The 13,003-nt window shown below is 61.6% G+C and carries 12 protein-coding genes and 1 tRNA gene; 11 read left to right on the plus strand and 2 right to left on the minus strand.

Annotated elements, in window-relative coordinates; all coding sequences use genetic code 11:
- Nucleotides 1-24: 24 nt before the first annotated feature.
- Nucleotides 25-1,077: an NAD(P)-dependent alcohol dehydrogenase gene (locus tag AC0JZ4_RS14550; protein ID WP_471887075.1), complete on the minus strand. Its 1,053-nt coding sequence runs from the start codon at nt 1,075-1,077 to the stop codon at nt 25-27.
- A gap of 188 nt (nt 1,078-1,265) precedes the next feature.
- Between AC0JZ4_RS14550 and AC0JZ4_RS14555 the strand changes: the two genes are divergently transcribed.
- The 3 genes from AC0JZ4_RS14555 to ilvC all read left to right on the plus strand — a co-directional run bounded on the left by AC0JZ4_RS14555 (nt 1,266) and on the right by ilvC (nt 4,048).
- A complete protein-coding gene (locus tag AC0JZ4_RS14555) occupies nt 1,266-2,171 on the plus strand; it encodes an AraC family transcriptional regulator (RefSeq protein WP_471887076.1) in 906 nt (301 codons plus the stop codon).
- Between the two features lie 178 nt (nt 2,172-2,349).
- The gene (locus tag AC0JZ4_RS14560) at nt 2,350-2,988 is read left to right on the plus strand and encodes a TetR/AcrR family transcriptional regulator C-terminal domain-containing protein (protein WP_471887893.1); all 639 of its coding nucleotides are present in this window, start codon (nt 2,350-2,352) and stop codon (nt 2,986-2,988) included.
- Nucleotides 2,989-3,028: 40 nt separating this feature from the next.
- On the plus strand, nt 3,029-4,048 hold the full coding sequence (gene ilvC / locus AC0JZ4_RS14565; RefSeq protein WP_471887077.1) for a ketol-acid reductoisomerase: 1,020 nt from the start codon (nt 3,029-3,031) through the stop codon (nt 4,046-4,048).
- 62 nt (nt 4,049-4,110) lie between these two features.
- Here the strand turns inward: ilvC and AC0JZ4_RS14570 are convergent, their stop codons facing one another.
- Entirely contained in the window at nt 4,111-4,563 is a 453-nt protein-coding gene (locus tag AC0JZ4_RS14570; protein WP_471887078.1) for an RbsD/FucU family protein, read from the minus strand.
- Between the two features lie 212 nt (nt 4,564-4,775).
- Between AC0JZ4_RS14570 and AC0JZ4_RS14575 the strand changes: the two genes are divergently transcribed.
- The 8 genes from AC0JZ4_RS14575 (at nt 4,776) to AC0JZ4_RS14610 (ending at nt 12,999) form a co-directional block, all read left to right on the plus strand.
- Nucleotides 4,776-6,020, plus strand: coding sequence for an aminotransferase-like domain-containing protein (locus tag AC0JZ4_RS14575; protein ID WP_471887079.1), 1,245 nt, complete (start codon nt 4,776-4,778; stop codon nt 6,018-6,020).
- A 147-nt stretch (nt 6,021-6,167) separates the two neighbouring features.
- Nucleotides 6,168-7,148 carry an ABC transporter substrate-binding protein gene (locus tag AC0JZ4_RS14580; RefSeq protein ID WP_471887080.1) on the plus strand — a complete coding sequence of 327 codons (981 nt, stop codon included), beginning with the start codon at nt 6,168-6,170 and terminating at the stop codon, nt 7,146-7,148.
- Nucleotides 7,149-7,159: 11 nt separating this feature from the next.
- On the plus strand, nt 7,160-8,854 hold the full coding sequence (locus AC0JZ4_RS14585; protein ID WP_471887081.1) for an ABC transporter permease: 1,695 nt from the start codon (nt 7,160-7,162) through the stop codon (nt 8,852-8,854).
- On the plus strand, nt 8,842-9,870 hold the full coding sequence (locus AC0JZ4_RS14590) for an ABC transporter ATP-binding protein (protein WP_471887082.1): 1,029 nt from the start codon (nt 8,842-8,844) through the stop codon (nt 9,868-9,870). Before AC0JZ4_RS14585 ends, AC0JZ4_RS14590 begins: the two co-directional genes overlap by 13 nt.
- 50 nt (nt 9,871-9,920) lie before the next feature.
- Nucleotides 9,921-11,030, plus strand: a complete 1,110-nt coding sequence (locus AC0JZ4_RS14595) for an endonuclease/exonuclease/phosphatase family protein (RefSeq protein ID WP_471887083.1) — start codon at nt 9,921-9,923, stop codon at nt 11,028-11,030.
- Entirely contained in the window at nt 11,027-11,770 is a 744-nt protein-coding gene (locus tag AC0JZ4_RS14600) for an NUDIX hydrolase (protein WP_471887084.1), read from the plus strand. Before AC0JZ4_RS14595 ends, AC0JZ4_RS14600 begins: the two co-directional genes overlap by 4 nt.
- Nucleotides 11,771-11,834: 64 nt before the next feature.
- Nucleotides 11,835-12,752 (plus strand): PhzF family phenazine biosynthesis protein, encoded by a 918-nt coding sequence (locus tag AC0JZ4_RS14605; protein ID WP_471887085.1) that lies wholly within the window; start codon nt 11,835-11,837, stop codon nt 12,750-12,752.
- A 171-nt stretch (nt 12,753-12,923) separates the two neighbouring features.
- Nucleotides 12,924-12,999, plus strand: a tRNA-Lys gene (locus tag AC0JZ4_RS14610).
- The last annotated feature ends 4 nt before the right edge of the window (nt 13,000-13,003 follow it).

Below are 13,003 nucleotides of genomic sequence, written 5' to 3' on the forward strand. Positions count from 1 at the left end.
TCGCATGACTGTTGTTCCGTTCGATCAGGCGGCGTCGAGCGTCGCCATGTCGATGACGAAGCGGTAGCGAACGTCGCTCTTCAGCACGCGCTCATAGGCTTCGTTGACCTGGTCGATGCTGATCTTCTCGATTTCCGAGACGATGCCCTTCTCGCCGCAGAAATCCAGCATTTCCTGGGTTTCCTTGATCGAGCCGATCATAGAGCCGGAGAGTTCCTTGGCGCCGAAGATCAGCGAGAAGGCATGAACCGGGATCGGATGTTCCGGCGCGCCGACGACGACCATGGCGCCCTTCGGCTTGACGAGGCCGAGATAGGCGTTCCAGTCGATCGCCACACCTGCGGTGCAGATGATCAGGTCGAAATAGCCGGCCAGCTTCTTGAAGGTTTCCTCGTCGCTGGTGGCGTAGTAATCCTTGGCGCCGAGCTTGAGGCCGTCTTCCTTCTTCGACAGGGACTGCGAAAGAACGGTAACGTCCGCACCCATGGCGGCACCGATCTTGACGCCCATGTGGCCGAGGCCGCCCATGCCGACAATGGCAACCTTCTTGCCAGGGCCGGCCTGCCAGCGGTGCAGCGGCGAGTAGAGGGTGATGCCGGCGCACAGAAGCGGGGCTGCGGCGTCGAGCGGCAGGCTGTCCGGGATCGACAGGACATAGCCTTCCTTGACGACGATCGAGTCGGAATAGCCGCCCTGTGTCGGGGCATTGCCGTTCAGCGTGTCGACATCGTTATAGGTCTGTACGAGACCCGGCAGGTAATGCTCGTTGTCGAGGTCGCGCGTGGCGCAGCCGACGCAAGAATCGACGAAGCAGCCGACGCCGACGCGGTCGCCGACCTTGAACCTGGTGACCTTGGAGCCGACCGCCTTGACGATGCCGGCGATCTCGTGGCCCGGAACGATCGGGTAAACTGCGTTCTTCCACTCGTTGCGGACGGTGTGGATATCGGAATGGCAGATGCCGGCGAACTTGATGTCGATGACGACGTCATCGTCGTTCGGCTCGCGGCGCTCGAAGGTGAAGGGGGTCAACGGGCTGGTGGCGTCGGTGGCGGCATAGCCTCTGGCGATGGGCATGGAACACTCCATTCATAATGGGTTGAAAATCAACGGCGGCACTATGCGTCGGGCCGAGATAGAGCGTTAGATCGATCCTGCAAGCTTCTTGCACGATCCTCCAAAATTGCGCGTTAGCGCTCGTTGCCAAGACGGTGACACGCTATAGAATGGCAGTCCGCCATTCGCCCTTTTCGGAGACGTGCCCGATGACATTGCCCTTCAGCCCCTATCAGGAAATCGCGTCCATCGCGGCCCGCTTTGCAACCGCTGAGGGGGAGGCCTCCACGGCCATCGAGGGGTTTGGCATCAGCCGCCGCTCATCCCCCAGCGAGCCTTGCCATGGCAGCTATCGCCCCTGTTTCGCAATGGTCATTCAGGGGGCGAAATGCGTGCAATTAGGCGGAGATACAATCAATTACGGGGCCGGGGACTATCTTCTCACCTCTCAGGAACTGCCGGTCGCCTGGCGCGTGGTGGAGGCAAGCCGCGAAGTACCGCATTTCTGCATCACGGTGGCGATCAGCAGCGAAAAGGTGCTCGATCTGATGGGCAAGGCAGGGCTTTCCCGCAGCGCGCCGCCGTCCACGGCCCAGCGCGGCATTGTCGTCAATGCGGCGACGCCGGAGCTTCTCGATGCTTCGGTACGCCTGATGCGCTTGCTCGATCGTCCACAGGACATCGCCGCGATGGCGCCGCTGATCGAGCAGGAAATCCTCTATCGTATCCTCACCGGACCTGCCGGCGGCCAATTGATCAGCCTCGCCACCGCCGATAGCCACGGCAACCGGATCGCACGCGCGATCGCATGGCTGAGAGGCAATTATGCCGGAACGCTGCGCATCGACGATCTGGCGGAGCATGTCGGCATGAGCGCCTCATCCTTCCACCATCATTTCAAGACGATCACCGCGATGACGCCGGTCCAGTACCAGAAGCAGCTGCGCCTGCACGAAGCGCGCCGGCTGATGCTGATGGAAGGGCTGGATGTCGGCAATGCGGGCCACCGTGTCGGGTATCAAAGCCCGTCGCAGTTCAGCCGGGAATACAGCCGGCTCTACGGCATGTCGCCTGTGCGTGACATGGATGCGGTACTCAGGAGCGCGACCGGCTGACGCTCTTTCTTTTGCTCGCCGCATCTATGGCGCAACGCGGCTCTTGACGCGCCGCTGATTTGCTTTAAAAGGCAGAACCGTACCGTACGGTACTAAAGTGGAGCGACGCGGTGCTCGGGGCCTCGAATGGGGAGAGGGTGCTGCGAAGAGGTGAGCCGTGAGATCCGATAGCGTCGACATGCCCGAATTTTCCCCGCGCCAGAACGAGGTTCTGGAGCAGGCTTTGCGCCTGCTGGTCGAGGGTGGCGACAAGGCGCTGACGACCTCCGGTCTGGCGCGTGCCGCAAGCTGTTCGAAGGAAAGCCTCTATAAATGGTTCGGCGATCGCGACGGACTTCTGGCCGCGATGATTGCCTTCCAGGCCAGCAAGGTGCGCACCTTTGAGCGGTCTGGCGAGCGCCTGACCCATGAACTCCTTATCCATCACCTGGAACAGTTCGCCCACGATTTGCTGGACGTTCTCGCCGGCGACGTGTCGCTGGCGCTCAACCGGCTGGCGATCGGCCAGACCAGCCGCGACGGTTCAAAGCTCGGCAAGCTGCTCGTCGAGCACGGCCGCCGCCAGATCGATCGGCGCGCCGTGGCGCTGATGGAGGCCGGCAAGCGCGCGAGCCTCTTGCGCTTCGACAATGCCGACGCGGCCTATCACGTATTCTACGGCCTGATCGTCTCCGATCTGCATGTCCGCATGCTGTTGGGAGAGCCGGGGCCGAAGGACAGCACGCGCCAGGCGCAGAAGGCCGTCGAGGCCTTCCTGACGCTGCATGGCGCCGAACAGAAATCGGCGGACGCATTGCGCGTTTCCGCCGGACGCTAAACAAACCCAGACAAACACACGCATAGGGAAGGAATTTAAGATGCGCGTTTTTTACGATCGTGACGCCGACCTCAACCTGATCAAGGCCAAGAAGGTCGCCATCATCGGCTACGGTTCCCAGGGCCGCGCACACGCGCTGAACCTGAAGGACAGCGGCGCCAACAACGTCGTCATCGCACTCAAGGCCGGTTCGCCGACCATCAAGAAGGCAGAGGCCGACGGCTTCAAGGTCATGACGGTTTCCGAAGCCGCCGCATGGGCCGACTTGATGATGATGGCGACGCCGGACGAACTGCAGGCCGACATCTACAAGGCCGAGATCGCCGACAACATCCGTGACGGCGCGGCAATCGCGTTTGCGCACGGCCTCAACGTCCATTTCGGCCTGATCGAGCCGAAGGCATCGGTCGACGTCGTCATGATCGCGCCGAAGGGCCCGGGCCACACGGTTCGCGGTGAATACCAGAAGGGCGGCGGCGTTCCCTGCCTCGTTGCCATCCACCAGAACGCTTCGGGCAACGCGCTCGAAACCGCGCTCTCCTACGCCTGCGGCGTTGGCGGCGGTCGTTCGGGCATCATCGAGACCTCCTTCAAGGAAGAGTGCGAAACCGACCTCTTCGGCGAACAGGTCGTTCTCTGCGGCGGCCTGGTCGAACTGATCCGCGCCGGCTTCGAGACGCTGGTTGAAGGCGGCTATGCCCCGGAAATGGCCTATTTCGAGTGCCTGCACGAAGTGAAGCTGATCGTCGACCTGATCTATGAAGGCGGCATCGCCAACATGAACTACTCGATCTCCAACACGGCCGAGTGGGGCGAGTACGTTACCGGTCCGCGCATCATCACCGCCGAGACGAAGGCCGAGATGAAGCGAGTCCTCACCGACATCCAGACCGGCAAGTTCACCTCGGACTGGATGCAGGAATACCGCGCCGGCGGCGCCCGCTTCAAGGGCATCCGCCGCATGAACGACACCCACCAGATCGAGGAAGTCGGCACCAAGCTGCGTGCCATGATGCCCTGGATCGGCAAGAACAAGCTGGTCGACAAGACCGTCAACTAAGCTTCGGTTCCAAACCGCATCAAGACACTGCGCGAAGCCATTTCGCGCAGTGTCACGTTCGATCAGGCCTTCGGCGGAACGACGCCCTTGGTCAGGATGAAGCAGCCGTAGAAACGGGTTTCGCCGGTGGCGATGACGCAGTAGGCCTTTTTCGCCTGTTCGTAGAAGGCGAACCGCTCGATTCCGTACATCGGGGCAGTGGCGCCTTCGGCCGCATCGATTTCCGCCTGCACTTCGCGCTGGATGTGCGGGATTGTCTCCGGCTCGCCGATCACCTCCATACGCCCGACCGAAGGCTGCAGCGGCGTGTCGAGCGGGAAGACCGACAGGATCGCCTCGAAGGCGCGCGCCGACGATAGGTTGTCCATCCGCAGCACCTTGCCGAGCACAGTCTGCCGCGCCACCGAATCGGACGGAAAATTGGTGTCGGCGATCACCAGCGTATCGCCATGGCCCATAGATCTGAGCGCATAAAGGACATCGGCATTGAGTGCCGGATCCAGGTTCTTCAGCATGTATTCCTCCTCCACGACCGGACCTCCGCCGGTCGGTCATCGTTATGACAAGGAATTGGCAATGCATGCCAGAGAAATGTAAAGCAGTCCGGATGTCATTCGGATTGTCACGGAGACAAAAGCGTACCGAATATCGATAGGTCAGTATTGCTGACCTTACGATCTTTCTGTAAAGCTCCGGCCAACAAAATTGAAATATGAGGAAACATCCCGTGCTTGATTGGGAACATATCTTCGCCACCCGTTCCAGCCGCATGAAGGCTTCGGAAATCCGCGAACTGCTGAAGCTGCTCGAACAGCCGGACATCATCTCGTTTGCCGGCGGCATTCCCGATCCGGCGCTTTTTCCGGCAGAAGCCTTCCAGAAGGCCTATGCGGACATCTTTGCCGGCTCGCAGGTCAATTCGGCGCTGCAATATTCTGTCAGCGAAGGCTACAAGCCGCTGCGCGACTGGATCGTCGAGGACGTTGCCAAGATCGGCATCGACTGCACGGCCGACAACGTCTTCATCACCTCCGGTTCGCAGCAGGCGCTCGATTATCTCGGCAAGCTGTTCTTGTCGCCGAACGATACGGCGCTCGTCACCTGGCCGACCTATCTCGGCGCGCTCTCGGCCTTCAACGCCTACGAGCCCAACTATGATCAGCTGTCGCTGAACGGCAACCGCACGCCGGATGCCTATCGCGACACGGCCGCCAAGGCCGGCGGCGACGTCAAGTTCGCCTATCTCTCCGCCGACTTTTCCAACCCGACCGGCGAGACTGTCGATCTGGCTGGCCGCGAAAAGCTGCTGGCGCTGGCCGACGAACTGGATATCGCGATCCTCGAGGACGCGGCCTACCAGAACCTGCGTTTCGACGGTGAGGCGATCCCGCCGATCCTGTCGCTCGATATCGCCCGCAGTGGCGGCATCGAGAAGACCCGCACGATCTACAGCGGCAGCTTCTCCAAGACGCTGGCACCGGGTCTGCGTGTCGGCTTCGTCATCGCTTCCATGCCGGTCATCCGCAAACTGGTGCTGATGAAACAGGCTGCCGACCTGCATTCCTCGACGATCAACCAGATCGCCGTCGAACACGTCGCCTCGCGCGGGTTTGCCGAACAGATCGCCAAGCTGAAGCGCGTCTATAGTGGTCGCCGCGATGCGATGCTCGCGGCTCTCGAAAAATACATGCCGAAGAGCACCAGCTGGACGAAGCCCGAAGGCGGCATGTTCGTCTGGGTCACACTGCCGGAAGGCATGGACGGCGCCGAACTGCTGGCAAAGTCGCTGGCGACGGAAAAGGTCGCCTTCGTTCCCGGCAAGGCCTTCTATGCCGATGGCAGCAATGCCAACACGCTGCGCGTCTCCTTCTCCTGCGCCAACGACGAGATGATCGACGAGGGCATCAAGCGTCTCGGCCGGCTGATCGCAAACGCCTCCGTCGAAGAGCGTGAAAGCCTGCCGATTATCTGATCGGGATTCGTATTCAGAAGCTATAAAGGGCGGAAACTCGTTGTTTCCGCCCTTTTCCGTTGTATGCTTACCTATACGTCAATCGCTGTCACATGAGTGTCGTTGAATGTGTGTTTAAGCGCGTCATCTCAAACTGGATGACCACCCATGACGAAGCTTCTTTCCACCTTCACGGCGCTTGTCGCGCTTGGCCTCTCGGGCGTTGTCAACGCTGCCGATCTCGTGATCTACACCAGCCAGCCGAATGCGGACGCACAGGCGACGATCGACGGCTTCAAGGCCGAGAACCCGAACCTCGACGTCGAGTGGGTTCGTGACGGCACGCCGCAGATCATGGCGAAGCTCAACGCCGAAATCGCAGCCGGCAACCCGGTCGCCGACGTGCTTCTGATCGCCGACACCGTCACCTTCGAGCGCATGAAGGCCGCCGGCCAGCTGCTGGCCTACAAGTCGCCGGAAGCCAAGAATTTCGATGCTTCGCTCTACGATGCCGACGGCTACTATTACTCTACCAAGCTGATCACCACCGGCATCATGTACAACACCCAGGCTGCCATGAAGCCGGAAAGCTGGGCGGATCTCGCCAAGCCGGAAGCCAAGGGTCTCGTCACCATGCCGAGCCCTGTTGCTTCGGGTGCAGCTCTCATCCACGCCCAGACGCTGACAGCCGTCGAAGGCCTCGGCTGGGACTATTATCAGAAGCTCAAGGACAACGGCGCGGTTGCGGCCGGTGGTAACGGCGGCATCCTGAAGTCGGTTGCCTCGGGCGAGAAGGCCTACGGCGTCGTCGTCGATTACCTGCCGATCCGCGAAAAGGCCAAGGGTGCTCCGGTCGAGTTCGTCTTCCCGAAGGAGGGCGTGTCCGCCGTCACCGAGCCGGCGGCGATCCTCTCGTCGACCAAGCATCAGGACGCTGCCAAGAAGTTCATGGATTACCTCCTGTCGGAAAACGGTCAGAAGATCGCGTCCAGCCTCGGCTACATCCCGGCCCGTAACGGCATCGACCTGCCGGCCGGCTATCCGGCGCGCAGCGAGATCAAGGTTCTGCCGCTCAATGCCGCAGAGGCCCTCAAAAACTCGGAAAAGGACGTCAAGACGTTCTCCGATATCTTCGGCACCAAGGGCTGATATAAAGCCCTATGTCCCGATTTAAAAATCGAGGAAACAGCCAGCCCCGCTGGCTGTTTTCCTTTGTCGTCGTGGTGATCTTCTTCCTGAGCGTTCTACCGCTCGGACGCCTCGCCATGACCGGCTTCTCATCGATCTTCGATGGCGGTGCGCGCGAACTTCTCTCGGATCGCGCCGTCTGGCAGGCCGTCTATGACACGCTGACAACCTCCTTCCTCGGCATGATCGCCGCCGTCATTCTCGGTGGCGGTTTCGCCCTGCTGCTGACGCTGTTTGACGTGCGCGGCAAGACGGCGCTCGGCTTCCTTTTCATGCTGCCGACGATGATCCCGCCGCAGGTGACGGCACTTGCCTGGATCGGCATGACCGGGCCTTCGAGCGCGCTCCTGAAAGCGATCGGGATGGCCCCGCCACTCGGCTCGCCGCAGCCGCTCTATTCGGTCGGCGGCATCGCGCTTCTCTATGGCGTGCAGAACGCGCCGCTCGTCTTCCTGTCGCTACGCGCCGGCCTACTGGCATTGCCGCGCGACGGCGTCGAGGCCGCTCGCCTTTCCGGTGCATCGTCGTGGCAGGTGCTGAAGGATATCATCCTGCCTCTGTCGCTGCCGGGTTTCGTCGCTGGTGCTGCGATTGCCTTCGTCTCCTGCGTCGGCAATTTCGGCATTCCCGCCATTCTCGGCATTCCGGCCTCCATCTATACGCTGCCGACCCTGATCTACTCGAAATTCGCCGCTTTCGGCCCCAACACGTTCGGCGATGTCTCGCTGCTTTCCGGCCTGATCGCCATCCTCTCCATCATCGGCCTGACGGTCGAGGAACGGGTGCTGCGCGGTCGCGATTACCGTGTAATCGGCCTGTCCGGCCAAGTGGCGATGTTCCGGCTCGGACACTGGCGCTACCCCGGAGAATTGATTCTCTGGCTCCTGATCTTCATCATGCTGGTCATGCCGCTGACGGCGCTGGTGGCTAGCTCTCTCGCGCCCGCCTATGGCGTGCCGCTGACCCCGGCGACGGTAACGCTCGATGCCTATCGCGAGGTTCTGTTCCGCCAGGCGATCACCCGCACGGCCTTCTTCAACTCGGTGACGCTTTCGCTCGCGACGGCCCTGGGTCTCCTGGTGGTGACTGTATTGACCGGCTATTACCTCGTGCGCTCGAAAAGCCGTCTTGCCCCAATCCTCTCGGCGCTGGCGGAGATCCCTTATGCGCTGCCCGGCATCGTACTCGCCGTTGCCCTGATCCTCGTCTTCGCCGCGCCGATCCCGATCATCGGAATCTCGATCTACGGGACGATCTGGATCATCCTCGTCGCCTATTTCTCCAGCTTCTTCGCGGTCAGCCTGAAGCCGGTGGTGAGCGCTTTCCGTCAGCTTGATCCGTCACTGGAAGAGGCCGCACGCCTTTCCGGCGCGGGGTTCGGACGGCGGCTGATGGATATCGTCGTGCCGTTGGTGGCGCCGGCCGCTGGCGCGTCCGTCATTCTCGTATTCCTCATTGCCTGCAACGAGCTCACCGTTTCGGCCATCCTCTGGTCGGCCGGCACCCAGACGCTCGGCGTGGCAATCTACAATCTCGATGACAGCGGCAGCTTCAACCTCGCAGCAGCACTTTCCGTCCTCGTGGTCATCATGGTGGTCGCGATGATGCTGGTGCTGGAACTGATGGCGAAAAGACTGCCGAAAGGTGTGGTACCGTGGCGAAGCTGATCCTCAACCGCCTCTCAAAGGCATTCGAAACCGGCGGTCGCCTGGCCGTCAACGACGTGTCGCTGACGGTGCGCGACGGTGGGTTCCTTGCACTCCTCGGTCCCTCCGGCTGCGGCAAGACGACAGTCCTCAGGATGATCGCCGGCTTCGAACAGCCGACCGACGGCGCGATCCTGCTCGGCGACCGGGTTCTGGCCGATGCCGGTGATATGGTGCAGCCGGAACATCGCAACATGGCGATGGTCTTCCAGTCCTATGCGCTCTGGCCGCATATGAGCGTCGCCGACAATGTCGGTTATCCGCTTAAAGTTCGCGGTGTCACCGGCGAGCGACGCAAGGCGAAGATCCGCGAGGCGCTCAACGCCGTTCGGCTGGAAGCCTATGCCGACCGCAGGCCCGCCGATCTGTCCGGCGGCCAGCGGCAGCGCGTGGCGCTCGCGCGTTGCCTCGTCACCGAACCGGATGTGGTTCTGCTCGACGAGCCGCTCGCCAATCTCGATCGGCATCTGCGCCAGGAAATGGAGGAGACGTTCCGCGATTTCCACGCCCGGTCCGGCGCAACGATGATCTATGTCACCCACGATCAGGCCGAAGCCATGGCGCTGGCAACCGATGTGGCCGTGATGTCCGAAGGACGATTGCTGCAGGTAGCAAGCCCGCAGGAGATCTATGCGCGTCCCGAGGGCCGGCTGGTCGGCGGGCTTGTGGGGCAGGGGGCAGTTCTGAAATGGCCGGCTGCATCCGCAGCCAACCGTCTGATGGACTGGCCTGTACTGGAAGGCCTGCTCGGTCACTCCCAAGGCTCCGATTGCGCCGATATCCTCGTGCGCCCGCAGGATGTCGAGATCGGCGGCGAGGGCATGCCGGCGACCGTGACCTCGGTTCTTTTCGAGGGAGAGCGCTACGCGCTGAAGCTTATGCTCGGCGACGACCAGATGCTGCGTGCCTTCAGCCGTCTGCCGGTCAGCGTCGGCGACAAGGTCTCGCTCGTCATCCGCTCCGCCTGGAGGCTGTAGCCAGCCATGGGATGAGCCGCTAAGCTGTCGGTCGCAATTGGGAAGCTTGCATGTCTCTGCGCCTCGGCACCTTCAATATCGAAAACCTCATGACACGTTTCGATTTCACCGGCTGGCGCAATCAGTTGCGCCAGGACCGGGTGCTGCGCCTGTTCGAGGTCGGCAGCCGCGAGGAATACGAACAGCTCGAGCAGGCCCGCCTGATCGCCGAGACCGATGATACCCGCCAGCTTTCGGCACTCGCGATTGCCGATGCGGATGCCGACATCCTGTGCCTGCAGGAAGTCGACAACATGCCGGCGCTGCAGGCCTTCGAATATGGCTATCTCTACCGCATGGTGGGCAACGGCTATCGCCAGAAGTTCCTGGTCGAAGGCAATGACGGACGCGGTATCGACGTCGCGGTGCTGATGCGCGAGGAGACGCTGAGCGGCGAGAAGATCGAGGTGGTCGAGGTGCGCAGCCACGCGATGCTGACCTATCAGGATCTGGATCTGTTCAACGACGAGCTGGCGCTGACCAACAAGCCGGGCGACAAGGTCTTCAAGCGCGATTGCCTTGAGCTGGAACTGAAGATCGGGGCTAAGCCGTTCTTTCTTTATGTCACGCACTTCAAGTCCATGGGCAATGCGCGCGACAACCGCGATGGCAGGCTCGGTACGATGGCGATCCGCACGGCCGAGGCGAAGGCCGTCCGGCGGATCATCGAGCGGCAGCTGGGCGTGGATGGCGCTCGGCGGGCGAATTTCGCCATCTGCGGCGACATGAACGACTATCAGGAGCGGATAAAGGTGATCGGGACGCGCCGCAGCGGCTACGCGTTTGAGCCGGTGCGCGAGGAGACGAGTGCACTCGACATCTTCAGCCATGACGGCTTTGCCGAAAACGTCGTGAAGCGCCGCGATGTGATGGATCGCTGGACGCTCTATCACGCCAGAGGGCCGCAGGAGCAGCATCTCTGCCAGCTCGACTATATCTGGCTGTCGCCGTCGCTCAGTGCCGCCAATCCGTCCGCCGTGCCGGATATCATCCGCAACGGCCAGCCGTTCCGCACCGTCTTTCCGCCGGGGCAGGAGGTCGAGCGGTTTCCACGTATCGGCTGGGACCGGCCGAAGGCCTCCGATCATTGCCCCGTGGTCGTGGAGTTCGATCTGCAATGACGTTTCGCATTCGTGACAACCGCAACGACTGGCCTCCGGAAAAGACGATCTTCCCCTTGGATCATGTCACCATACGGCTACGTGATGGCGGCCACCCTGTCGTCGCCGACAATCAGGATGCCATTGCGGAAAACTGGCAGCGGGAAATTGCGGCCAATCCGGCGCTTTACGATGGCCGCATGCTCTTTCACGAGCGCGTTTCGATCGCCGACGGGTGTTTGACGAGCGAGGCCTATCTCACGCCCTTTTCCGCTTTCCTGTGGTGGCGCCGGCAGGCCGAGCGGCCGCCGGGACGGCATGTTTTCGGCTTTCCGGTCCTTGCCGGTTCCGATGGCGCGCTGGTGGCGATCCGTATGGGACAGCACACCGCCAATCCGGGGCAGGTCTATTTCGCCTCCGGCTCGCTTGAGGCGATCGATGTCGTAGACGGCGTCTGCGATGTTGATGCCAACATGCGCCGCGAGGTTCGGGAGGAGACGGGCTTCGATCTCAATGAAGCCGTCTCCGTCAGCGGTTATCACGCCAGCCATTTCCGCTCAGTCATCACGCTGATGCGCGTCTATCGCTTCGACATGACGGCTGCCGACATGGTCGCCCGCATCGAGGCGAACATGCCGGTGGCCGAGGATCAGGAAATTGCCGGCGCGGTGGCGATCCGTTCCGCCGATCCGGCGGCACACGGTTACAACATCGCCATGCTGCCCATCCTCGACTGGTATTTCGCGAGCGCAGGAAAATAAGTTCCCGCCTTGCGCGAAAAACTTTGCTCGGGCAGTGTGCCGGCATTCGCATGGGGAGGAGATTATGGCGAGACGCTACGCCATTTATGATGTGTTCACCGACCGGAGACTTGCCGGAAATCCGCTTGCGGTGATCTTCGATTGCGAAGGGCTTACGGATGCGGACATGCAGGCCATCGCACGCGAGATGAACCTTTCGGAGACCGCCTTTCTCTGGCCGGCACAGGGCAATGGCCATGCCGCAAGGCTGCGTATCTTCACACCGGCAAAGGAACTGCCGTTCGCCGGACATCCGACCGTCGGCTCGGCGATTGCACTGAGCGAGCGTGACCGCCAGCCGGGCGTGACGGAACTCGATCTCATGCTGGCGCTGGAGGAGGAGGTGGGGCCGGTGCGTTGCGCTATCCGCATGCGCCGGCAGGAGGCGACCTTTGCCGAATTTGAAATACCGCGCCGCCCGGCCCGTATCGACATACCGCTCGATCGTCAGGGCATTGCCGACGCGCTGACGGTCAAGGCGACGGACATGGCGTTTGAAAATCACGCGCTTTCGATCTGGAGCGCGGCCGTGCCGTTCGTCTTGATCCCGATCCGCAACCTGGCTGTCGTGCAGAGCCTCGAATTCGTCTCGACCCTATGGGAGCGCGTCGCGCCCTTCGTCGATGGTGCGCTGGCCTCGGCCTATGTCTATTGTCGCGGTGGCGTTCATCATCAGGCGAAATTCCATGCGCGGATGTTTTCGCCCGAGATGGGAATTGCCGAAGATCCGGCAACCGGTGGTGCGGTGGCCGCACTTGCCGGTGCGATCCAGCAGTTCGACGCATTGCCGGACGGTCACCACCCCATCATCGTGGAGCAGGGTTTCGAGATGAACCGTCCATCCCTCATTCACCTGCACATCGATTCAAAGGGTGGCGAGATCGCCAGGGCACGCATCGGCGGCCAGGCCGTGAAGGTCGCGGAAGGCGTGCTGGAAATCTGAAAATTCTTTCTGTGAGGCGAAATCCCTGCAAAATAAGGGGTTTAGATGGATCTCGTGATTTTTTTGAGCAGTTGCACAAAGAAAATCATTCTGACCGCTAGACAAGCCAAAAGAACCTCTTTATACGGCCTCTCACACCGCCGGTGACGCCAAAAACCGGACGGGTTGGACGGGTGATTAGCTCAGTTGGTAGAGCAGCTGACTCTTAATCAGCGGGTCGTAGGTTCGAGCCCTACATCACCCACCATCTT

The sequence above is a fragment of the [Rhizobium] kunmingense genome, assembly GCF_977018605.1.